This is a genomic window from Micromonospora sp. DT63, from assembly GCF_049841615.1.
Lineage (GTDB): Bacteria > Actinomycetota > Actinomycetes > Mycobacteriales > Micromonosporaceae > Micromonospora.
This window is the reverse complement of sequence record NZ_JBNCKQ010000003.1, coordinates 412,329-434,981: the sequence shown is the minus strand read 5'-3', so window position 1 is coordinate 434,981 and position 22,653 is coordinate 412,329. Positions and strand designations below refer to the sequence as shown.

General features: G+C 71.0%; 15 protein-coding genes. 5 read left to right on the top strand and 10 right to left on the bottom strand.

Annotation, left to right across the window (positions count from 1 at the left end; translation table 11 throughout):
- Nucleotide 1: 1 nt before the first annotated feature.
- From ACLQ27_RS14360 to ACLQ27_RS14325, 8 genes are all read right to left on the bottom strand, one after another.
- Nucleotides 2-3,706, bottom strand: a complete 3,705-nt coding sequence (locus ACLQ27_RS14360; protein WP_425867101.1) for a discoidin domain-containing protein — start codon at nucleotides 3,704-3,706, stop codon at nucleotides 2-4.
- Between the two features lie 186 nt (nucleotides 3,707-3,892).
- Nucleotides 3,893-6,811, bottom strand: coding sequence for a discoidin domain-containing protein (locus ACLQ27_RS14355; RefSeq protein WP_425867099.1), 2,919 nt, complete (start codon nucleotides 6,809-6,811; stop codon nucleotides 3,893-3,895).
- 146 nt (nucleotides 6,812-6,957) lie between these two features.
- Nucleotides 6,958-8,580 carry a glycoside hydrolase family 13 protein gene (locus ACLQ27_RS14350; RefSeq protein WP_425867098.1) on the bottom strand — a complete coding sequence of 541 codons (1,623 nt, stop codon included), beginning with the start codon at nucleotides 8,578-8,580 and terminating at the stop codon, nucleotides 6,958-6,960.
- A 142-nt stretch (nucleotides 8,581-8,722) separates the two neighbouring features.
- A complete protein-coding gene (locus tag ACLQ27_RS14345) occupies nucleotides 8,723-9,610 on the bottom strand; it encodes a carbohydrate ABC transporter permease (RefSeq protein ID WP_234583192.1) in 888 nt (295 codons plus the stop codon).
- A gap of 11 nt (nucleotides 9,611-9,621) precedes the next feature.
- Entirely contained in the window at nucleotides 9,622-10,578 is a 957-nt protein-coding gene (locus tag ACLQ27_RS14340) for a carbohydrate ABC transporter permease (protein ID WP_374109259.1), read from the bottom strand.
- A gap of 81 nt (nucleotides 10,579-10,659) precedes the next feature.
- Entirely contained in the window at nucleotides 10,660-12,039 is a 1,380-nt protein-coding gene (locus ACLQ27_RS14335) for an ABC transporter substrate-binding protein (protein WP_234583190.1), read from the bottom strand.
- Nucleotides 12,040-12,385: 346 nt separating this feature from the next.
- Nucleotides 12,386-13,390, bottom strand: coding sequence for a LacI family DNA-binding transcriptional regulator (locus ACLQ27_RS14330; RefSeq protein ID WP_357491383.1), 1,005 nt, complete (start codon nucleotides 13,388-13,390; stop codon nucleotides 12,386-12,388).
- 95 nt (nucleotides 13,391-13,485) lie between these two features.
- Entirely contained in the window at nucleotides 13,486-14,961 is a 1,476-nt protein-coding gene (locus tag ACLQ27_RS14325) for a dihydrolipoyl dehydrogenase family protein (protein ID WP_425867096.1), read from the bottom strand.
- A 90-nt stretch (nucleotides 14,962-15,051) separates the two neighbouring features.
- Here ACLQ27_RS14325 and ACLQ27_RS14320 point away from each other — a divergent pair, with 90 nt between their 5' ends.
- Nucleotides 15,052-16,128, top strand: coding sequence for a serine hydrolase domain-containing protein (locus ACLQ27_RS14320; RefSeq protein ID WP_425867094.1), 1,077 nt, complete (start codon nucleotides 15,052-15,054; stop codon nucleotides 16,126-16,128).
- Between the two features lie 12 nt (nucleotides 16,129-16,140).
- Here ACLQ27_RS14320 and ACLQ27_RS14315 read toward each other — a convergent pair whose 3' ends face one another.
- Nucleotides 16,141-17,463 (bottom strand): cryptochrome/photolyase family protein, encoded by a 1,323-nt coding sequence (locus tag ACLQ27_RS14315; RefSeq protein ID WP_425867093.1) that lies wholly within the window; start codon nucleotides 17,461-17,463, stop codon nucleotides 16,141-16,143.
- Nucleotides 17,460-18,383, bottom strand: coding sequence for a phytoene/squalene synthase family protein (locus ACLQ27_RS14310; protein WP_234583185.1), 924 nt, complete (start codon nucleotides 18,381-18,383; stop codon nucleotides 17,460-17,462). Before ACLQ27_RS14310 ends, ACLQ27_RS14315 begins: the two co-directional genes overlap by 4 nt.
- Nucleotides 18,384-18,447: 64 nt before the next feature.
- Between ACLQ27_RS14310 and ACLQ27_RS14305 the strand changes: the two genes are divergently transcribed.
- The 4 genes from ACLQ27_RS14305 to ACLQ27_RS14290 are packed head-to-tail and all read left to right on the top strand — an operon-like array spanning nucleotide 18,448 to nucleotide 22,651.
- Nucleotides 18,448-19,590: a polyprenyl synthetase family protein gene (locus ACLQ27_RS14305; RefSeq protein WP_234583184.1), complete on the top strand. Its 1,143-nt coding sequence runs from the start codon at nucleotides 18,448-18,450 to the stop codon at nucleotides 19,588-19,590.
- Between the two features lie 28 nt (nucleotides 19,591-19,618).
- Nucleotides 19,619-21,100: a phytoene desaturase family protein gene (crtI, locus tag ACLQ27_RS14300; protein ID WP_357491392.1), complete on the top strand. Its 1,482-nt coding sequence runs from the start codon at nucleotides 19,619-19,621 to the stop codon at nucleotides 21,098-21,100.
- Nucleotides 21,097-21,717 carry an isopentenyl-diphosphate Delta-isomerase gene (gene idi, locus ACLQ27_RS14295; RefSeq protein ID WP_357573622.1) on the top strand — a complete coding sequence of 207 codons (621 nt, stop codon included), beginning with the start codon at nucleotides 21,097-21,099 and terminating at the stop codon, nucleotides 21,715-21,717. Before crtI ends, idi begins: the two co-directional genes overlap by 4 nt.
- Complete coding sequence (locus ACLQ27_RS14290) at nucleotides 21,707-22,651, top strand: MerR family transcriptional regulator (RefSeq protein ID WP_425867335.1); 945 nt, start codon at nucleotides 21,707-21,709, stop codon at nucleotides 22,649-22,651. The genes idi and ACLQ27_RS14290 overlap by 11 nt, the downstream gene beginning before the upstream one ends.
- Nucleotides 22,652-22,653 lie beyond the last annotated feature (2 nt).

The window sequence follows — 22,653 nt, the reverse complement described above, 5'->3', positions numbered from 1 at the left end:
CTCAGTTGCGGTTGATGGTGAAGGTCGACGTGGTGTTGCGGATGTCCACCGCGTTGTTGCTCAACTGCAGGTTGTTGAAGGTCACCGACCCGACGGCCGGCCCCTGCCCGGACTCGGGCATCTCGTTCACCCAGATACCGAAGCCGGACTTCGCGTCGTAGGCGTCACCGCTCTTGCGGGCGCCGCTGATCGAAATGTTGGTGAAGACCGTGTCGGTGACCGGGAACTGCGGCTGCCCACCGACGTAGTTGGTCTGGAACATGATGCCGCTGTAGGTCGGGTCGACGATGTCCACGTCGCTGACCCGGATGCCCTGGAACACCTTCGAGGCGGAGAAGACCCAGATCGCCGGGAAGGTCTGCGCGCCCCAGAAGTGCCCACCGGCCCGGACGATCGAGATGTTCTCGAAACGGGTCGGCGGGCTCGCGCCGAAGCCGTTCATCGGGTAGCCGAAGTCGAGCGAGCTGATGGTGATGCCGGAGTAGACGAGCGTGTCCGCGATGTAGATGTTGCGGAACGTGTTGCCGTAGCCGCCGTAGACGGCCACACCGGCGGCCCGCCAGGTCAGGGTCGACGACAGGTTCTCGTAGATGTTGTCCCGCATGTCCGCGCCGCCCGCGTCGATCGCCGAGAACAGCGCGAAGCTGTCATCGCCGGTGGCCCGGGCGTCGTTGTTGCTGACCAGGTTGTTGGTGCTGCCGTTGGTCATGTTGATGCCGTCGGCGAACAGGTTGCGGATCCGCGAGTTCTTGATCGTCATGTAGTCGGTGTTGGCGCCCCAGTAGAGGCAGACCTGGTGCTCGGCCCAGATGTTGTCGATCACGATGTTCGACACGTTGGCGAAGTCGAACACCTTGCCCGGGCCGTCGATGCGCGAGGTGTAGTTGCCGAAGTAGGCGAAGTTCGCGAACGACGATCCGGCCGCCGAGTTCTCGGCCCGGAAGCCGATGTCGGTGTTGTCCTGGCCGGAGGGGGCGTTGAACCGGGTGTACCAGGGCCCGGCGCCGGTCACCTTGACCGCCTTGCCGTACACCTGGAACTTCGACGAGGTGGAGTAGTTGCCGGCGGGCAGGTACACCCCGATCAGGTTGCCGGTGGTGTCCATCCGCACCCGGTCCAGGGCGTTCTGCACGTCCTGGTGGGTGAAGCCGGCCGGCGTCACGTAGCGGGCCGAGTCCGGGTTCGCGATCGGCGAGACCTGCTCGGTGTTGATGAAGTCGATCGCGTAGTTGGTGGTGTTGGCCGCGTCCTTCTGGAGGCGGATCTTGCTGCCGGCCGGCACTGTCGAGTTGAGCATGACGTTGGCTTCGTCGTAGATGTGCCGCGGTCCGCCCGCGCTCGGCGAGTTGCCCGGGCTGGTTTCGTTGCCGTACAGCCAGGCGTAGCGGGACGTCAGGTCGATGGCCTTGTGGAAGGTGCCGTTGACGTAGATGTTGAGCGTCGAGTTGATGCCCCCGCCGCCGGACGCGTCCGGGATGGAGAAGCGGGTGACGAGCGTGTTGGTGCTGGCCCGGGTGGTGAACTCGACGTAGCTGCCGGTCGAGTTGAGGGTCACCGCACGCCGGCCGGATGCCTCACCGGCCAGGTCGCCGACGGTCCGGTTCGGGCCCACGACTGCCGCGCCGCCGCCGACCACGCCGTCCTCGGCCTCGTACATGTCGTACGGCATGTTGGCGCCGCGCCCGACGAAGAGCGGACGGTCGCTGCTGTTGTTGGTCTGCTTGACCGGCAGCTCGTTGGCGTCGGCGGCGAGCACGACCCGGACGGTGTACTTGCCGTTCGCGGCCGTCCAGGTGCCCAGGTTGACCGGGCCGACGGTGGCCCCGGCGTTGATCACACCTGAGTACGAGCCGGTCAGCGTACGCACGACCGTGCCGGACTCGTTGAGCACGGTGAGGGTGATGCCGTGCGCGCCGGACGCGGACGCCACGCTGCCGGCGTTGCGGATCGACACGGAGAACGTGACGGTGTTGCCGGCCGACGGGTTACCCGGCGACCAGGCGACCGCCGAGGCGACCAGGTCACTGGTGGCGACCGCGCTGACCACCAGCGGGCTGGGGTTGGTGTAGCTGTTGTTGGTGTCGTCGGTCTCGACGACGGTGTTCGACTCGTCGACCTTCGCGCTGAGCGGGTAGCTGCCCGCGTCGCGGGTGCCGATGCTGGCGCTGACAGTGGTCGACGCGCCGGCCGCGAGGCCACCGACCGACGCGGTGCCGACCCGGGTGGAGCCCAGGTAGAAGTTGACGGTGGTCGCGGCGGAGGCCGCCGAGCCGGCGTTCCGCACGGTCGCGGAGAGCGTGACGGTGCTGGTCTCCACGGGCGCGGACGGGCTGAACGACATGCCCGTCACGGTGAGGTCCGGGTTCGGCGCGGCAGTGCCGAAGACCTGGAACTCGGCCACCTGGCCGGCCGGGGCGCCGGTGTTCGAGGCGATCGAGAGCCGCATGTCGGCGGCGGTCGCGGAGACCGGGATGGTCACCGTGTTGCCGCTGCCCGGGTTGAAGGTGTAGTTCGTCGCGCCGACGAGCGTGGTGAAGGTCGACGAGCCCTGGTCCCGGCCGAGGACTGTGATGTTCTGGGTACGCGTGCCCCACGCCGAGTCCGGGTTGAGCTTCAACACGACCTGGCTGAGGCTGGCGTTCGCACCGAGCTGCACGGTCAGCGTGCTCGGGTTGCCGTTGCCCTCCCAGTAGGTGGCCACGTTGTTGTCGTTGGCGTTCGTCGCCACGAACGTGTGCACGAAGCCGGACGCGGTGATCGGCTTGCCGACCGCCAGGTTGGTCCCGGTGGGCGGGTTACCGGTTCCCGTGCGGGTCACCGTGTTGCTGTTCGACGACTGGTTGCCGGCCGCGTCCTTGGCCCGCACGTAGTACGAGACCGTGGCGGTGTCCGCCTGGCTGTCGGTGTACGTCAGCGTCGAGCCGCTGACGCTGCCGCGCAGCGCGCCGTTGGCGTAGACGTCGTAGCCGGTCACCCCGACGTTGTCGCTCGACGCCGACCAGGTGAGCCGGATCTGCCCGCTGGCGGGCTGGGTGTACGCCAGGTTGCCGGGGGCGCTCGGCGCCTGGGTGTCGGTGCTGCCGCTGGCGCCGTACACCTCCACCTCGGAGAACTGTGCGGCCGGCCAGCCGGTGTTGCCGGTGACCTGCACCCGCACGTAACGGGTGCTGGTGGCGGTGAAGCTGACGGTCGCGGTGTTGCCGCTGCTCGGGTTGAAGGTGTAGTCGGCGGACGACTTCAGGGTGCTGAAGGTCGAGCCGTTGGTGGATCCGAGCACCGACAGGGTCTGGGTGCGGGTCTGCCAGTCCGACGAGGGCGGCAGCTTGAGCACCACTCGGTCCACGCTGACGGTGGCGCCCAGGTCGGCCTGGATCCACTGCGGGAAGGCGTTGTTGGCGCTCTCCCAGTAGGTCGTGGCGTTGCCGTCGTTGGCGTTGCCCGCCACGTAGTTCTGGTTGTAGCTGCTGGCGCTCATGGTGGCCGAGAGCCCGGCGAGCAGGGCCGCGCGGGCGGAGCCCGCCGGGGCGGAGGCGGGCGTCGCTGCCGGTGCCGCGGTCGCGGGGGTGACGGCGGGAACGGCGGCGAGGAGCAGTCCGGCGAGCGCGCCGGCGAGCAGCCGTCGGCGGGCCGGCGCTCGGCCGCCCGGGTGGGCGGAACCGGGCGAGCCGGTTCGCGGGGTGCCTCGGGTGGTGCCGTTTCTGGACATCGGTGGCTACACCTCTTTCGGGGGTGGTGTGGGGTGCGTTGCCCGGTGACGGGTGCAGGGGTACGCCCGTCGTGCCGCGACAGGTGGGGGACGGTGCGGTGTGGGACGGGTGTGGGCGGGCCGGCGCCGCGCTGCGCCGGGCTCCCGACCGGTGGCCCCCGCCCCGCTCGGGCGGGGGCCGTCGGCCTAGCTGGAGTAGACCTCGAACTCGCTGAGCTGGCCGGCGGGCCAGCCGGTGTTGCCGGTGACGGTCAGCCGCAGGTACCGCTGGCTGGTCGCCGTGAAGGTCACGGTGACCGTGTTGCCGCTGGCCGGGTTGAAGGTGTAGCCGGCGGACGACTTCAGGGTGCTGAAGGTCGAGCCGTTCGTGGAGCCGAGCACCGACAGGGTCTGCGTACGGGTCTGCCACGCGGACGACGGCGGCAGCTTCAGCACGACCCGGGACACCGAACGGGTGGCGCCCAGGTCCACCGTCAGCGACTGCGGGAAGGCGTTGTTGGCGCTCTCCCAGTAGGTGTTGGCGTTGCCGTCCACCGCGTTGGGCGCGGCGTACACGTCGGAGTGGCTGGTCTCGGTGATCGACCGTCCGGCGGCGAGGTTGCCACTGGGCGGGGGCGTCGTCGGCGGGGCGGTGGTCGGCGGGGCGGTGGTCGGCGGGGCCGTCGTCGGGGGTGCGGTGGTCGGCGGCGTGGTGGCGGTTCCGCCGTACACCTCGACCTCGCTGAGCTGGGCGGCCGGCCAGCCGGTGTTGCCGGTGACGGTGACCCGGACGTAGCGGCGGTCACCGGAGGGCAGCGGAATCGACACGGTGTTGCCCGTGCCCGGGGCGAAGACCCGACCGGCGGACGACGCGAGCGTGGCGTACGACGAGCCGTCGGTGGAGCCCAGCACCGACAGCGTCTCGGTGCGCTGCTCCCAGCCGGCGGGCAGCTTGAGCACCACCCGGTCGACCGAGCGGACCGCACCCAGGTCCACGGTGATCGACTGCGGGAAGGCGTTGTTGGCGCTCTCCCAGTAGGTGGCCGCGTTGCCGTCGACGGCGTTGCCCGCCGTGTAGCTCTGGTTGGTGCTGGTCGCGGTCGTCGACCGGTTCAGCGCCAGGTTCCCGCCGGTGGGCGGCGGCGTGGTCGGGGGCGGCGTGGTCGGGGGTGCGGTGGTCGGTGGCGGGGTGGTGGGGCCGGTGGTCGGCGGGGTGCTGGGGCCGCCACCCCACTGCGGCTCCGGCCACGGGCCGCAGTACGGGGTCGACGTGTACCAGCCCGAGTTGCCGGAGCCCTGGGTGATCTGGAAGCCGCCGCCCACGCAGTTGTGCATCGGGTTGCTCTGCGCGATGTTGGTGGCCCGCACGTTCGTGAACGACACCTGACTGGGCGCCTGCACCTGGAGCGCGTACGTGCCGGCGCCGTCGATCCGTACGTTGGTGAGGTTGATCCCGCTGGTCTGGCCCTCGATCCAGTGCAGCGCGGCGTACGAGCTGTCCAGGATGTCGGTGTCGGTGATGTTGATGGTGGCCTGGCTGAACGCCTCGTTGAGGGCGGAGAACCAGATCGCCCCGACGCCGAAGTTCCAGTTGTAGTCCGAGTTGCCGTTGCGGATCAGCGTGTTCCGGGCGATCGTCCAGGTGCCCCGGACCGCGGTGTCACCCTGCACGCCCGGGTAGCGGTTGGCGACGTGGATGCCACCGCCGTTGGTGAGCGAGTCGGCAGTCACGTTGTCGGTGATCTTGATGTCCCGGCCGCCGTAGCTGACCAGGTGGTTCGCCAGCAGCGTCACGCCGATGGTGTTGTGCGTGAACGAGTTGTTGACGTTCGGCACGCTCTGCGCCCACATCGCCAGGGCGTCGTCGCCGGTGTTGCGCACGAACGTGTTGGTCACCGTCGAGTTGGTGACGCCGGTGTGGAAGTTCACCCCGTCCGCGGTCTGGTCCAGGATCCGGCTGTTGCGGATGGTGAAGTTGTCCATCGGGCCGTCCATCCAGGCGCCGACCTTGGTGTTCTCCAGCCACAGGTTGTCCACCACCGAGTTGGTCATCGCCCCGCCCAGGGCGTTGACCTGGTCCTCGTCCACCCGTTCGCGGATGTCGCCGATGATGGCGAAGTCCCGCAGCGTGACGTTGCGGCTCGGCCCGCCGGCCTCGTGCGACCGGATCTCACCCGTGTAGCCGCCGCCGGGGACGTACTTGCCGTAGATGCCGGCAGCCCGCTTGCGGTCGGTGGGGTGCCGCCCGCCGAGCACCGAATACCACGGGCCCGCGCCGCGCAGGGTCACCCCGTCGACCACCACGTGGTCCCAGAGGGTGAACGTGCCGGTCGGGATCCAGACGGCGCGGCCCTGGGCCTTTCCGGCGTCGACCGCGGCCTGGAACTTCGCTGTCGAATCGGTCGCGCCGCTCGGGTCGGCGCCGAAGTCAGTGACCACGTCGATGACACCGGAGGGTTTGGCGATCGCCGGAGCGACCAGCTCGAAGTCCGCCAGGTCGATCGTGAAGGACGGCGACTGGGCGGTCGAGGAGACCTGGAACCGGATCTTCGTACCGGCCGGGTAGGTGGTGCCGAACATCGTCCGGGTCTCGTCGTAGAAGTGGTGCGGGTTCGTGTCGCCCGGGTTGTTGTTGAACGGGTATCCGCCGTAGTACCAGCCGTACCTCGACGTCACCGGCACCGACTTCAGCAGCGTGCCGTTGGCCCGCAGGTCGAGGGCGGCGTCCCGGCCGGTGCCGGAGGGGCTGTCCGGCAGGCTGTGCCGGAAGGTGACCGCGTTGGCCGGGGCGGTGAGCGTGAACTCGACGTACTCGCCGACGGCGTCGAGGGTGACCGCCTCGCGGCCGGACGCCTCCGACGGCAGCGTGCCGTAGCGCCGGTCCGGGCCGATCTTCGTGCCGTTGTGAGCGGCCTTCTCGGCTTCCTGTTCGAGAAACGGGACGGTGGCCCCACGGCCGGAGATGTCGAAGGGGGACAACCCCGCCGCCGAGGCCGGGGTGGCACTGCCGGTGACCGCGAGGACGGTCAGCGAGGTGGCGGCGAGCAGGGTGGCGGCGATCGCGGCCAGCCCGGCGCGCGCCGGGTGTCGGAGGTGGTGCGGGGTGGCGGTGGTGTGGTTGGCCATGAGCTGCGCTCTCCCTTTCGTCAGGCAGGCCAGGTCCCCCGTGTCGGTGCGGCGTAGCGGTCCCTCGTACTCCCTCCTCGGGCGCGGTGCTCGGGTGGTGCGGTGCCGGCGGTCGGGACGGGACCGCCGGCACCACGTCGGTCGGATCAGGTCAGGGCGGTGGCGTCCGCGCGCGGTCCGTCCACCTCTTCGGGGGTACGCAGCCAGACGGCCGTGTCCGACGGCAGCAGACCGTCGTCGAGAGGGCCACTGGCCAGCAGCAACTCCCCGTCGGCGGGCAGCGGCACCGCACCGTCGGTGAGGTTGACCAGGCAGCGGAAGCCACCGCCGCGGCTGAACGCCAGCACCCCGTCCGGGGCGGGCAGCCACGTCAGCTCACCGTCGCCGAGCGCCGCCTCGGCCCGCCGGAGGTGGATCGCCGCCCGGTACAGCTCCAGCATCGAGGCCGCGTCGCCGGTCTGCGCCAGCGCCGTGCGGTCCTTCCAGTCGGCCGGCTGGGGCAGCCACGGCGCGGCGGCACCCTCGGGGCTGAACTCGAACGGCGGCTCGTCACCGGCCCAGGGCAGCGGCACGCGGCAGCCGTCGCGACCGGGGTCGATCCGACCGGAGCGTTCCCACATCGGGTCCTGCCGCAGCGCGTACGGGATGTCCTCGACCTCCCAGAGCCCCAGCTCCTCGCCCTGATAGACGTAGGCGGCGCCGGGCAGCGACAGGGACAGCAGCGCGGCGGCCCGGGCCCGGCGGGTGCCCAGCTCCAGGTCGGTGGGGATCCCCTCGCGCTTGGCAGCGAAGCTGAACGTGGTGTCCGCCCGGCCGTAGCGGGTGACGTGCCGCGTCACGTCGTGGTTGGAGAGCACCCAGGTGGCCGGCGCGTTGACCGGCGCGTGCGCGCTGAGCGTCCCGTCGATACTCTCGCGCAGCGCCGAGGCGTCCCACGCGCAACCGAGGAAGTCGAAGTTGAACGCCGCGTGCAGCTCGTCGGGGCGCAGGTAGTTGGCGAACCGCTGCCGGTCCGGCAGCCACACCTCACCGATCAGCGCCCGGTCGGCGTACTCGTCGGCGACGCGACGCCAGCCCCGGTAGATGTCGTGCACCCCGTCCAGGTCGTGGAACGGGTGCGGCCGGTCCGGCTCGACCTCGGGCAGCGTCCCGTCCTTCACCAGCAGACCGGCGGAGTCGATCCGGATGCCGTCGACGCCCCGGTCGAACCAGAACCGCAGGATGTCCTCGAATTCGGCCCGCACCCGGGGGTGCTCCCAGTTGAAGTCCGGCTGCTGGGGCGCGAACAGGTGCAGGTACCAGTCACCGGGCGTGCCGTCCGGGTTGGTGGTGCGGGTCCAGGTCTCGCCGCCGAACTCGCCGACCCAGTCGGTGGGCCGCTGGTCACCGTTCGGGCCCCGGCCGGGACGGAACCAGAACAGGTCCCGTTCGGGCGCTCCCGGGCCGCCGGCCAGCGCGGCCTGGAACCACGGGTGCGCGTCGGAGCAGTGGTTGGGCACCACGTCGACGATCGTCCGGATGCCGAGGTCGTGCGCCTCCGCGATCAGCGCCTCCACCTCGGCGAGCGTGCCGAAGACCGGATCGATGTCGCGGTAGTCGGACACGTCGTACCCGGCGTCGGCCATCGGCGACGGGTACCAGGGGCTGAACCAGATCGCGTCGACGCCGAGCGCGGACAGGTGGTTCAACCGGGACCGGATGCCGGCGATGTCACCGATGCCGTCGCCGTTGCCGTCGGCGAAGCTCCGGGGATACACCTGGTAGATCACGGCTCCACGCCACCACGGACTTCTGTCAGCTGTGGACACGAGCACCTGCTTTCTGCGTCAGTACGTCGGCGGGTTCGCCGCAGGGAGATATGTGTCGGGACGAACTGTCGTCGTTCGTCGCGCGGGTGGATGCGGTCGTGGGCTATCCCTTGATGCCGCCCGTGGTCAGACCGGACATGATGTTCCGTTGAAAGATCAGGAAGATGATGACAGTCGGGATGGCGGCGATGACCGACGCGGCGATCACCACGTTCATCGGCGTACCACCGGCGAAGGTGTAGATGCCGACACTCACCGTCCGGGTCTCGGGCGACGGCATGACCAGCTTCGGCCAGAGGAAGTCCTTCCAGACCGCGGTCACGGCGAAGATCGAGACGACGCCGAGAATGGGACGCGACAGCGGCAGGATGATCGACCAGAGCGTGCGCAGCGACGACGCCCCGTCCATCAGGGCGGCGGCCATCAACTCCTCCGGGATCGAGTCGAAGAACCGCTTCAACAGGAAGATGTTGAAGGCGTTCGCGACCATCGGCAGCCAGATCGCGAACGGCGAGTCGAGCAGGTTGATGTGCAGGATCGGCAGGTCGAGCACCGTCACGTACTGCGGAACGATGAGGACCATCGCCGGGATCATCAGGGTGCCCAGCATCAGGGCGAGGATCGTGTTGCCGAAGATCGGCCGGAGCTTCGACAGGGAGTACGCGGCGGCGCTGTCGAGGACGAGTTGGAACAGCACCGCCCCGATGGCGTAGTAGAACGTGTTGAACAGCAGCTTGGCCAGGGCCAGGTTGTTCCACGCGTCGATGTAGTTCTGCGGCTGCGGGTCCTTCGGGAACAGCGACGGCGGGGTCTGCGCGATCTCCTGGCCGGACTTGAGCGCGCCGGTGACCATCCAGTAGAGGGGCCCGAGGAAGACGAGCGTGAAACCCGCGACGACGACCACGAGCAGCGTCCAGTAGATGACCTTGCCGCGCCCCCGGCTCAGCTGGGAGTGGGAGATGAGGGTCCGGGTACCGGAATCCTGTGCCATTGGCCGCCGTCCTAGTCCTGTTTCGCAGTCAGTCGCACGTAGACGGCGGAGAAGCCGGCCAGCACCACGAGCATGATCACGCCCAGCGCGGCGGCGCCGTTGAGGTCGTTCTGGAAGAACCCGTGCTGGTAGATGAGGTACGCCACCGAGGTTGCGGAATCCTCGGCGCCCGCGCCGTTGGCGAGGATCAGCGGCTCGATGAAGAGCTGCATCGTGGCGACGATCTGCAGCATCGCCAGGAGCGCGAGGATCAGCCGGGTCTGCGGGATCGTGACGTGGCGGATCCGCCGCCAGATCCCCGCGCCGTCGAGCTCCGCCGCCTCGTACAGCTCACCGGGAATGTTCTGCAACGACGCCAGGTAGATCAGCACCGCGCCGCCCATGTTCATCCAGGTGGACGCGATCACCATGGCCGGCATCGTCATCTCCGGTGACTGCATCCACTGCGAGGTGGGCAGGTGCAGTGCCTTCAGGATCGCGTTGAACAGCCCCGCCTCGCTGGGGTCGTACGCGTAGAACTTGAAGAGGAACAGCGCCGAGGCCGGCGGCAGCATGACCGGCAGGTAGACCAGGACCCGCAGGTATCCCTTGGCGTGGCGGAACTCGTTGAGCAGGATCGCCACGAAGAACGGCACCGCGTAGCCGAGCACGAGCGCGAGCACCGTGAAGTAGAGCGTGTTCTTCCAGGCGGGCCAGAAGCTGGGGTCGGCGATGAGACGGGAGTAGTTGTCCCAGCCCACCCAGGTCGTCTCGCCACGCCTGGTCCGCTGGAAGCTCATGACGATGCCGCGGACCATCGGGTACCAGGAGAAGACCACGAAGCAGAGCACGGCGCCGATCAGGAACGCGTGCCCGGTGAGGTTGTCCCGTACCTTGCGGCCGAGGCTCGTGCGCTGCGGCCCTGTCGCGTACGGCGACATCGGGCGACCCGGTTTCCTGGGGGCCTGGGGGACGGCGGTGATCGCCAAGGCAACTCCTGCGGAAGTCAGTGACGCGGACGGTGCGGCGCCGGGTGTGGGGGCCGGCTGACCGGCCCCCACACCTGCCGGTCAGCTCTCGGCGGCCAGGAGCTGGTTGACCTTCTCTTCGGCCGTCTTGAGCAGCGCGTCGATGTTCGCGTTCGGGTTCGTCAGCACCCCGGACATCGCGGCGTCGAGGACCGCGTAGATCGCCTGCGCGTTGCGGGGCTCACCCTTGATCGGCACCGGGGTCGCCTCGAAGATCGCGAAGTTCGCGGTGTCGACGTTCGCGTTCGCCTTACGCAGTTCGAGTTCCTGCTTCTGCGCGTCGCTGCCGTTGGCGAACAGCAGCGGCTGGGGCAGACCCACCGGGTAGTTCTGCGGCTTGGCCCGGACGTAGTCGAACTGACCCTTGCCCGGCGTGAGCTTCTGGTAGGCGATCCACTTCAGACCGGCCTTGACCTGCTCCGGAGAGAGGTCCTTCTTGAAGAAGTAGCCCTCGCCACCGCCGAGCGTGCCCTTCGCCGGACCGTCCTGGCCGGGCAGCGGAGCCATCGCCCAGTCCTGGAACTTGCCCTGGAACTGGCTGACGATCGCCTGGGTGGCGTCCGGGGCGCCGATGAACATGCCGACCTTGCCCGCGCCGGCGTTGGTCAGCAGGTCACCCCACTGGAGCAGCTGGCGGGAGCCCATGCTGTTGTCGCCGTACCGCATGTCCTTGATGTTCTGCAGGACCTGCTTGCCCATCGCGTTGTTGAAGTCGGCCTTCTTGCCGTCCGGGGTCAGCACCTGGCCGCCCTGCGAGTAGAGCAGCGAGGTGAAGTGCCAGCCGCCGGTGTTGCCGGCGCTGTACTCGGAGTAGCCGGCGATGCCGTTGCCGAGGGCGGAGATCTTCTTGGCGGCGGCCCGGACGTCGGCCCAGGTCTTGGGCGGGTTGTTGACGTCGAGCCCGGCCTTTTCGAACAGGACCTTGTTGTAGACCAGGCCCATCGAGTAGTTCTTCACCGGGACGGCGTACAGCTTGCCGCCGTCGGTGAAGGCCTCCTTGAGCGCCGGGTCGACGCTGTCCCAGGTGGGGATCGTGTCCTTGTTGACGACACCGGTGATGTCCATCGCCTGGCCGGAGTCGAGCACCTGCTGGAGATCGGTCATGTACCCGTAGAACACGTCGGTCACCGTGCCGCCGGCGAGGCGGGCGGTGAAGTCCGGCGGGTTGTTGCACTGCTCGCCGACGCTCACGCTCTTGACGACGATGTCCGGGTTCTGCTTCTGGAACTCGACGACGTCGTCGTTCCAGTTCTTCAACAGCTCTTTCTGGGCGCCGACCGGCTGGCAGTCGACGGTGATGGTGACCTTGCCGCCGGCGGTCGTGTCCTTGTCGTCGCTCTTCGTGGAGCATGCCGTGAGGCTGAACCCCAGGCCGGCCACGAGCGCCAGCGCCGCAGCCCTTCGGTATTGCGGTACGGACATCTGTCCATCCCTTCGGGAACGGGTGTCTCCATGAGATGCGCTGATCTGCGGTGATGCGACCTGACGCCCTGTAGCTGCGCCGGAGCCAGGTGTGAGTGGAGTCACTGTAACGAGGGCGACTCATTTCAGCAAGGTGTCGACGGGGTTTTGAAAAGACACGACATAGTTACGGCAGACACCGACAGTGACGTGTTTTGCGCCGGGTTTGATGGCTTTCCGGCCGCTCTGGTCCACGGGTGATCCGGCAGTGATCGCCGCGCTGCGGACGACCACGAAAAACCGGCCGCCGACCGCGGGAAGCGATCGACGGCCGGTGGGCGGTCGGTCTAGTACGACAGGGGCACGCTCAGCGGCCGGGCGCGGGCGCCGTGGAGCCGCGAACCACCAGCTCCGGCTCGAACAGCAGCTCGTCCTGCAGGACGCCGGCACCCTCGATCTGGGTGACCAGCAGGTCCACCGCGGCCTGCCCCATCGTCTCGATCGGCTGCCGCACGGTGGTCAGCGGCGGGTCGGTGCAGGTCATGAACGCCGAGTCGTCGAAGCCCACCACCGAGATGTCCGCCGGCACCGCGCGACCCAACCGCCGGGCGGCTCGGATGGTGCCCAGGGCCAGCACGTCGCTCGCGCAGATGATGCCGGTCACGCCGCGCTCGACCAGTTTCGTCGCGGCGACCCGCGCGCCCTCCATCGAGAAGCTGGATCGCTCGACGCACTCCCGCTCGGCGTCGCCCCAACCCGCGGCCTGGACCATGGCGTCCAGCTTGCGACGGGACGGCACGTGCCCCTCGGGGCCGAGCACCATCCCGATCCGCTCGTGGCCGAGCGAACGCAGGTGTCCGTACGCCTGCTCCACCGCCACCGCGTCGTCGGTGGAGACCCGGGGAAAGCCCAACTCGTCCACACCGGCGTTGACCAGGACCACGGGAAGGCCCCGATCGGTGAGCCGCCGGTAGTGGTCGTGCTTGGCGTCGGCGAGCGCGTACGAGCCACCCGCGAAGATCACGCCAGAGACCTGGTGGTCGAGGAGCATCTCCACGTAGTCCATCTCGGACACGCCACCGATGGTGCGGGCGCAGAGCGCCGGGGTGTAGCCCCGCTGGGCAAGGGTCCCGGTGACCACCTCGGCGAGCGCCGGGAAGATCGGGTTCTGCAGCTCGGGCAGCACCAGCCCGACCAGCCGGGCCCGCTCCCCGCGCAGCTTGGTCGGCCGCTCGTAGCCGAGCACGTCCAGCGCGGTCAGCACCGCCGTCCGGGTCGTCTCGGAGACCCCGTCCCGGCCGTTGAGCACCCGGCTGACGGTGGCCTCGCTGACGCCCGCCTTCTTGGCAACTTCAGTCAACCGCTTGGTCACGGCCGCAATCGTACGTCACCTGAATGAAAGAAATGAACAGCAGAATGGTCGGATTTTGCTGTCACGCTGTTGTGCTTCGTCACCGTTCAGCGCCGTCAGGACAGGTTGCGCAGCGCGTCCTCGATGGCGCGGTGGAAGGTCGGGTACGCGTAGATCATGTGCCGCAGTTGGCTCAACGGCACCGCCGCGTGCACCGCCACCACCAGCGCGGACAGCACCTCGCCACCGGCCGGGCCGACCGACGTCGCGCCGATCAGCACGCCCTGGTCGGCATCCGCGATGAGCTTGATGAAACCCTCGTCACCGACCTGGTGGATCCAGCCACGGGTCGAGCTGCCCAGCTTGGTGAACCCGACCTGCACGTTGATACCGCGCTCGCGGGCCTGCTGCTCGGTCAGCCCGACGGCCCCGACCTCGGGATCGGTGAAGGTCACCCGGGGCAGAGCGCGGTAGTCGGCGCGCGGCACGGTGCCGGCCGAACCACTCGACCCGCTCGCGGCCAGCGAACTGGAAGCGCCCATCGCGCCGCCGACGACGCTGGCGGTTCCGCTGGCGTCGGCCCCCGCCTTCGCCTCCCGGGCGTGGGCCAGCAGATCGGCCACGACGATCCCCGCCTGGTACATGGCGATGTGGGTGAACGCCCCCTCGCCGGTCAGGTCGCCCACCGCCCAGATGCCGTCGGTGACGTGCAGCCGGTCGTCCACCGGCAGGTAGCGCTGGGTGGCGTCCACACCGACCGTGTCCAGCCCCAACTCCTCCAGGTGCGCCCGGCGGCCGGTCACCACGAGCAGCCGCTCGGCGGTGAACTCCGCCCCACCGCCGCCGCGCAGCGTGAAACGGTCACCGTCGTGCTCGACCCGTTCCGCCCGTACGCCGGTGTGGATCTCGACGCCGTTGGCGCGCAGCGCTGCGGCGGCCACCTCGGACGCCTCGGGCTCCTCGACGGCCAGCACCCGGTCCAGCGCCTCCACCACCGTGACGCGGACGCCGAAGCGCGCGAAGACCTGGGCCAGCTCCAGCCCGATCGCGCCCCCGCCCAGCACCAGCAGCGACTCGGGCAGGTGCTCGACCTCGATCGCCTGGTGGTTGGTCCAGTACGGCGTGTCGGCAAGGCCGTCGATCGGCGGCACCGAGGGCCGGGTGCCGGTGCCCAGGACGACACCGTGCCGGGCCTGGAACACCTGGTCACCGACTTGGACCCGACCCGGGCCGTCGAGCCGGCCACTGCCCCGGACGAACCGGCCGCCCTTGCCGGTGAACCGCTCGACCGCGACCCTGTCGTCCCAGCTGTCGGTGGCCTCCTCGCGGATCCGCTTCGCCACCGACGCCCAGTCCGGCCGGACCTGCGCCGTGCCCGCGAGCCCGTCGACACGACGCGCCTCGGCCAGCGCGTTCGCGGCCCGGATCATCATCTTGCTCGGGATGCAGCCCCAGTACGGACACTCGCCGCCGACGAGGTCCCGTTCGACGCCGACCACTGTGAGGCCGGCCTCGGCGAGCCGCCCGGCCACCTCCTCGCCGCCGACCCCGAGCCCCACCACGACCACATCCACCAGCTCCGGCTCCGCCATCGGAACAGCATCCCCCAGCGGCCCCACCCCGACCACCGGGGTCCGGAAAAGTCGGCACTCCCACCCCGTCGGAGCGCCTACGGTGATCCGATGCCTGCACGCTTCGACCCCGTCCGGGACTGCTTCCACGACCTGCTCGCCTCCGGCCGGGAGTCCGGCGCCGGCCTGACCGTCTGGTACGACGGTCAGCCGGTGCTCGACCTGGTCGGCGGCTCCCGGACCGCCGACGGGCCGTCCGGCCGACCGTGGCGGCCGGACACGCTGGTCAACGTCTACTCGGTCAGCAAGCCGGTGGCCGCGCTGTGTCTGCTGCTGCTCGTCGACCGGGGGCGGGTCGACCTCGACTCGCCCGTCGAGAGGTACTGGCCGGAGTTCCGCACCCCGGCCACCGTGCGGCAGGTGTTGTCACACACCGCCGGGCTGCCGGCCTTTCCGGTGCCCCGGCCGGCGGCCGCCATCACCGACTGGGCGCTGCTCGCGGGCGACCTGGCCGCCGCCGACCCCGAGTGGCCGCCCGGGTCGCTGGCCGGAGAGCACGCCTGGACGTACGGCCACCTGGTGGGCGAGCTGGTCCGTCGGGTCGACGGCCGCGGCGTGGGCCGCTTCCTGGCCGACGAGATCGCCGGCCCGTGGCGGCTCGACCTCGGCTTCGGGCTGACCGCGACCGACCAGCGGCGGTGCGCGGACCTGCGCTACGGCGACCCACAGTGGCCGAGCCGGAAGCTCGGCGAGCCCGGCTCACTGCGAGCCCGGGCGATGGGCAACCCGGCGGGCGGGCTGGACCTCGCCGTGCTGAACAGCACCCTGTGGCGGGGCGCCGAGATGCCGGCGGTCAACCTGCACGCCTCCGCCGCCGGCCTGGGCCGGCTCTACGCCGGCCTGCTGGCCGGTGGCGTCCTGGACGGCGTACGGCTCTTCAGCCCCGGCCTCGTCGACGAGGCCACCCGGGTCCAGTACGACGGACCGGACCTGGTGCTGGAGCGCCGGGTCCGGTGGACGCTGGGTATGCAGTGGGAGCCGGACGGCAGCTGGGGCATGGGTGGGCTCGGTGGCAGCAGCGCGTGGGCCGACCCGGAACGCGGCTACGCCCTCGCGTACGTCACGGCGCAGCTCGCGGAACACGACCGGGTCGACGAGCTGGCCGAGGCCCTGCACTCGGTGCTCTGACGCACCGACGCCTCACCGCAGCCAGACCGGATCGATGCCGGGCACGGACAACGGCGGCGGGTAGTCCACCGTGCGGCGGACGTCGTCGGGCAGCTTCCACGGCTGGTGGATGGCCTTGCCCGGCACCTGCGACAGCTCCGGCACCCAGCGGCGCACGTAGTCGCCGGCCGGGTCGTACCGCTCGGCCTGCCGGACCGGGTTGAACCCCCGGTACGGCTTGGTGTCGTTGCCGGTGCCGGCGACCCACTGCCAGTTGCCCGAGTTGTTGGCCACGTCCCCGTCGAGCAGCCAGCGGAAGAAGACCTTCACGCCGGCCCGCCAGTCCTGCCCCAGGTGCTTGGTGAGATAGCCGGCGGTGATCAGCCGCGCCCGGTTGTGCTGCCAACCCTGCGCCCGCATCTGCCGCATCCCGGCGTCCACGATCGGCATGCCGGTCCGACCCTCGGCCCAGGCCGACAGGGCGTCGTCGTCGTAGCGCCACTCCTCCGTGGCGCCCCGCCGGTAGGCGGCCGTCGAGATCTCCGGAAACGCGGCGGTGACCTGGTAGTAGAAGTCGCGCCAGCAGACCTGCCGGACGAAGGGCCCGGACCGGTCGCCGGCACGGTTGGCCACCGACAGCGGGGACACGCAGCCGAAGCGCAGGTACGGGCTGAGTCGGGAGGTGTCGTCGCCGGCCATGTCGTCGTGCTGGTCGTCGTACCGGCCCAGCTCGGGCAGCCACTCGGTGAGCCGCTGTCGGGCCGGCCGCTCGCCGCCGACCGCCGCGTCCGGCGACTCCCCGGCCGGCGGTGCCGGCAACCGACCCACGCGCATCCCGTCGGGCAGCGCGATCCGGCGGGGTGCGGCCAACTCGTCGCGCCACCGCGCGGCCGACCACGCCCGGTGGTACGGGCTGAACACCCGGTAGTGGTCGCCGCCGCCGGGTCGCAACGCACCCGGTTCGACGACAGTCAGGCCCGGAAAGAGCCGCAGGCGCAACCGGTGCCGCTCACACTCGGCGCCCAGTCGCCGCTCCCGGCGACGGGCGTAGCGGCTGACGTCGGCGGAGAGCGCCACAGCTGTCGCGTCGACCTCGCCGGCCAACCGGATCGTCTCGGCCACCGGGTCACCGCGCCGCACCACCAGGTCGCCGCCGCGCTCGCGCAGCGCGTCGCGCAGGTCGGCGAGCGCCTGGTGCAGGAACCGGGTGCGGTTGGCCGACAGCCCGGCCAGAGCCGGGTCGAGCACGTACAGCGGCACCACCCGGTCGAACGCCGCGCAGGTGGTGGCCAGCGCCGGGTGGTCGTGCACCCGCAGGTCGCGGGTGAAGAGCACGATCGCGGTGCCCGCCGTCACCGGGCCGCCGGCTGGACCGTCGGCCCGGGGATCGTGACCGGGGTACCCGTCGAGGTGAGCAGGGCGCGGGCGGCCACCGCCATCCGCCGCCGTTGCGGCACCAGGGCCCGGCGGGTGAAGACGTCGTAGTCCTGCGCGGCCACCTCGTCGAGGATGCCGCCGTAGAGCGCGTACGCGGTGCGCATGCACGCCTGCGACGCCGGCGCGAGCATGGTGATGCCGGGCGCGGCGGCGGCGTAGTGCGCCTGGGCCCGGGTCACCTCGTACTCGATCAGCTCGCGCGTCCGGGACGTTCCGCGCCCGCGGGCGCTGGCCTCGGCCAGGTCTTCGCGGGTGACGCCGAACTTCGCCAGATCCTCGTCGGGGAGGTAGGTGCGACCCCGGTCGAGGTCCTCGGCGACGTCGCGGATGAAGTTGGTGAGCTGGAAGGCGAAGCCGAGCTGGCGGGCCGGCTCGCGGGCGGCCGCCGGATCGGTGCTGCCCAGGATCGGCAGCATCATGGTGCCGATGACCGCCGCCGAACCTTCCATGTAGTCGAGCAGGTGGTCGTACGTCGCGTACGACGTGACGGTCAGGTCCATCGCCATGCTCTTCAGAAACGACGCAAAGTCGTCGCGGTCGAGGTCGAAGATGGCGATCGTGTGCAGCACTGCCGGCAGCAGCGGGTCGTCGACCGGCGCACCGTGCAGACCCGCCACGAAGCGGCTGGCCCAGTCGTCGAGCCGGGCGGCTCGCTCGGCCGGTGGCAGGTCCTCGGTGCGGTCGACGATCTCGTCGGCGTACCGCGTGAAGCCGTAGAGGGCGTGTACATGTCGTCGTTTCCACGCGGGAAGCAACCGGGTGGCGAGATAGTAGGTACGCCCGTGACGTTTGTGCAGCTCACGGCAGCGCTCGTAGGCAGCGGTGAGATCCGTGTCCACCGGCCCTCCTCAATTATCGACGCACCAATCGACGCAACTCGTACCCTAGGGTACGCTCGCCAACATGGCCAACGACGCAGTAGCGGGCAACGCGACCCGTATGGCGCCGACCGGGCCGGGCGACAGGGACGATCCGGTCCGCGCCGTCCTGGCCGCGTACACCCAGGACCTGATCACGGCGGTCGACGAGACCCTCTCCACCTTCCTCACCGCCGAGGTCGACGCACTCACCGAGATCGACGCGGCCATGGGCGGCTTCGCGTCCGCCGCGCGCGAGGCCGTGCTGGTCGGCGGCAAGCGGATCCGGTCCACGTTCGCCTACTGGGGCTGGCGCGGGGCGGTCGGCGGCACCGAGCCCCTCCCACCGGTCCTGCCCGCGCTGGCCGCCCTCGAACTGCTGCACACGTTCGCGCTGGTGCACGACGACGTGATGGACGCCTCCACCACCCGCCGCGGCCGGCCCACCGCGCACGTCGCGCTCGCCGCGCAGCACGTCGCCGCCGGCCACCGGGGCGACCCGGGCCGGTTCGGCGAGGCGGCCGCCGTGCTCATCGGCGACCTCTGCATGGTCTGGGCCGACAAGCTGCTCGCCCGCGCCACCATCACCCCGGCCCGCCTGTTCGAGGTCCGCCGCTGCTACGACCAGATGCGCGTTGAAACCGTCGCCGGGCAGTACCTGGACGTGCTCGGCGAGAACGACCCGACCAGCTGGTCGGTCGACCGGGCGCTGCGCGTGGCCCGCTACAAGACCGCCAGCTACACGGTGCAGCGACCGCTGCTCTTCGGCGCCTTCCTGGCCGGGGTCACCACCGACACCGCGCTGGTCGCCGCGTACACCCGCTACGGCCTGGCCGTCGGCGAGGCCTTCCAGCTCCGCGACGACCTGCTCGGCGTCTACGGCGACCCGGCGGCTACCGGCAAGCCGGCCGGCGACGACCTGCGCACCGGCAAGCCGACCACGCTGCTCATGCTGGCGCGGCAACTGGCCACGCCCGGCCAGCTCCGGGCCCTGGAGCAGGCCGACGGTCAGCCGGTCGACCGGCTCGCTGACCTGGTCGCCGAGACCGGCGCGGTGGCCCGCGTGGAGCGGATGATCGCCGAGCGGGTCGGCGACGCCCTGGCCGCGCTCGACAGCGCACCCGTGGACCGGACGGCGCGTACCGCGCTGACCGGGTTGGCCACCGCCGCCACCAGCCGGCGGGCCTGATGAGCGATTCTGACGAGGAGGTGGTCACGTGCGGACGGTGACGGGACGGACGGACCGGGTGGTGGTCGTCGGCGCCGGGCTCGGTGGGCTGGCCTGCGCGCTGCACCTGGCCGGCAGCGGCCGACAGGTGACGGTGCTGGAGCGCGAGCCGGTCCCCGGCGGACGCGCGGGCCGACTCTCCGTGGAGGGGTACGAGTTCGACACCGGCCCGACCGTGCTCACCATGCCCGACCTCATCGCCGAGGCGCTCGGCGCGGTCGGCGAGGAGCTGCGCGACTGGCTGGACCTGACCCCGCTCGACCCGGCCTACCGGGCGTACTACCCGGACGGCTCGACCCTCGACGTGCTCACCGACACCACCCGGATGGCGGCCGAGATCTCCCGGGTCTGCGGGCCCCGGGAGGCCGACGGCTACCTGCGCTTCGTCGACTACGCCCGGGAGCTGTGGCGACTGGAGCGGGCCGACTTCATCGAGCGCAACCTGGACGCGCCCACCGACCTCATCACCGGCAACCTGCTCAAGCTGCTCACCGGCGGGGCCTTCCGCCGCCTCCAGACGAAGATCAACCAGTTCTTCCGGGACCCGCGTACCCAGCGGATCTTCTCCTTCCAGGCGATGTACGCCGGGCTCGCCCCGCACGACGCGCTCGCCATCTACGCGGTCATCGCGTACCTCGACTCGGTGGCCGGCGTCTACTTCCCCCGCGGGGGCATCCACGCGGTCTCCCGGGCGATGGCCGGCGCGGCCGAGAAGCACGGCGTGCAGATCCGGTACGACACGACGGTGACCCAGGTGCAGACCGCGAACGGGCGGGCCACCGGCGTACTCACCGCCGACGGCGAGCTCGTGCCCGCGGACGTCGTGGTGCTCAACCCGGACCTGCCGGTCGCCTACCGGGACCTGCTCCCCGCCGCGCCCGCGCGACGCCTCACCTACTCACCCTCCTGCGTCGTCCTGCACGTCGGCTCACGACAGGGATATGCGAAGATCGCCCACCACAACATCCACTTCGGACGCGCGTGGAAGGGCACCTTCGATGAGGTCATCCGCAGGGGCGAGCTGATGACCGATCCGTCGCTGCTGGTGACCAACCCCAGCCGGACCGACCCGTCGGTGGCCCCACCGGACCGGCACACCTACTACGTGCTCGCGCCGGTGCCCAACCTCGACCGGGCGCCGTTCGAGTGGCGTGGCGACCTGACCAAGCGCTACGGCGACCAACTGATCGGCACCCTGGAGGAGCGCGGGTACGTCGGCTTCGGCGCCGGCGTCGAGGTGCTGCGGGCGATCACCCCCGCCGAGTGGGCAGAACAGGGGATGGCCGCCGGCACCCCGTTCGCCGCCGCGCACACCCTCTTCCAGACCGGGCCGTTCCGCCCGTCGAACCTGCACCGCGACCTGTCGAACGTGGTCTTCGTCGGCTCCGGCACCCAGCCGGGCGTGGGCGTACCGATGGTGCTGATCTCCGGCAAACTGGCCGCCGGCCGGATCACCGGAGAAGGCCGATGACGAGCCGCGAGGACCACCTCGTCGAGCTGGTCGACGACGCCGGGCAGGCCCGCGGGGACACCACGGTCGCCGCCGCCCACCAGCCACCGGGGCAGCTGCACCGGGCCTTCTCGGTGCTGCTGATCGACCCGGACGGCCAGGTGCTGCTGCAACGACGGGCCGCGGTCAAGACCCGCTTCCCGCTGCGCTGGGCCAACTCCTGCTGCGGCCATCCGCGACCCGGCGAATCGCTGACCGAGGCGGCCAACCGGCGGCTCAAGGAGGAGCTGGGCACCGGCCCGGTCGAGCTGACCGAGGTGGGCGTCTACGTCTACTACGCCGAGGACCCGACCTCCGGCCGCGTCGAGTTCGAGTACGACCACGTCCTGCGCGGCGAGTTCCTGCCCGCCGCCCCGCTGCGACCCGACCCGGACGAGGTGGCCGAGCTGCGCTGGGCCGACCCGGCCGCCCTGGAGGCCGAACTCGACCGCGACCCCCGGTCGTACGCACCCTGGCTGGGCGGGGTGGTGAACCGACTGCTGCGCCCCTCGGGCACCCCGTCGGGCGCCCCCGGCTCGACCATGACCCCGGCCGGATCGTCGGCGGATGACGCGGCGGAGCGGCCGGGTGGCCGATGAGGCGCTGAGCGCGGGCGCCGTCGCGCGACGGCTGGGGGTCGCGGTCACCACGCTGCGCACCTGGCACCAGCGCTACGGGCTCGGGCCCAGCGAGCACGTGCCCGGCCACCACCGCCGGTACACCCCCGCCGACCTGGCTCGCCTCGAAACCATGCGGCGCTTGACCGCCGAGGGCGTGAGCCCTGCCGAGGCGGCCCGGTGGGCACGGCAGGCACCGGACCGGACGCCTGCGGACACCGTCACCCGCAGCCGGATCCGCCCGCCCGGGCGCGACGGCGGGGGCGCCATCGGAGTGGGCCGCGCCGGCCCGGCCGCCCGGGGCCTGGCCCGCGCCGCCATGCGCCTGGACGCCGCGGCGATCAACGAGACCATCGCGCACACGATCGCCGCCAGCGGCGTCGTCGCCACCTGGGAGACCCTGCTGCGCCCCGTGCTCGCCGGCATCGGCGACCGGCACGCCGCCACCTCCGGCCTGATCGAGGTCGAACACCTGGTCTCCCGATGCGTGTCGGAGGCGTTCGCGGCGGCCAGCCAGGCCAACGCGCCCAGCGGCCCCGCCCGGATCCTGCTCTCCTGCGCCGACGAGGAGCAGCACACCCTCCCCCTGGAAGCGTTGGCCGCCGCGCTCGCCGAGGCCGGGGTGAGCTACCGGATGCTGGGCGCCCGCGTGCCGGTGGCCGCCCTCGTCGAGGCGGTCAACCGCACCGGCCCGGCCGCCGTGGTGCTCTGGTCACACACCCGGGCCACGGCCGACCCGGCCCAGCTCAGCGCGCTACTCGCCGCGCCCCGCCGCCCGCTGCTGATCCTCGCCGCCGGCCCCGGCTGGCGGGCCGACACCCTGCCCGCCGGGGTGGTCCGGCCGGTCGACCTGGCCGAGGCGGTCTCGCTCGCGATGGCGGTCCGTGACTCCCTGGACCAGTCCCGGGAGGCGTGACC

What these genes read in the sequence shown, in the direction of transcription:
- ACLQ27_RS14345 (WP_234583192.1), bottom strand. Translation starts at nt 9,610, where the DNA reads ATGGCACAGGATTCCGGTACCCGGACCCTCATCTCCCACTCCCAGCTG.
- ACLQ27_RS14355 (WP_425867099.1), bottom strand. Translation starts at nt 6,811, where the DNA reads ATGGCCAACCACACCACCGCCACCCCGCACCACCTCCGACACCCGGCG.
- ACLQ27_RS14335 (WP_234583190.1), bottom strand. Translation starts at nt 12,039, where the DNA reads ATGTCCGTACCGCAATACCGAAGGGCTGCGGCGCTGGCGCTCGTGGCC.
- idi (WP_357573622.1), top strand. Translation starts at nt 21,097, where the DNA reads ATGACGAGCCGCGAGGACCACCTCGTCGAGCTGGTCGACGACGCCGGG.
- ACLQ27_RS14320 (WP_425867094.1), top strand. Translation starts at nt 15,052, where the DNA reads ATGCCTGCACGCTTCGACCCCGTCCGGGACTGCTTCCACGACCTGCTC.
- ACLQ27_RS14325 (WP_425867096.1), bottom strand. Translation starts at nt 14,961, where the DNA reads ATGGCGGAGCCGGAGCTGGTGGATGTGGTCGTGGTGGGGCTCGGGGTC.
- ACLQ27_RS14360 (WP_425867101.1), bottom strand. Translation starts at nt 3,706, where the DNA reads ATGTCCAGAAACGGCACCACCCGAGGCACCCCGCGAACCGGCTCGCCC.
- ACLQ27_RS14305 (WP_234583184.1), top strand. Translation starts at nt 18,448, where the DNA reads ATGGCCAACGACGCAGTAGCGGGCAACGCGACCCGTATGGCGCCGACC.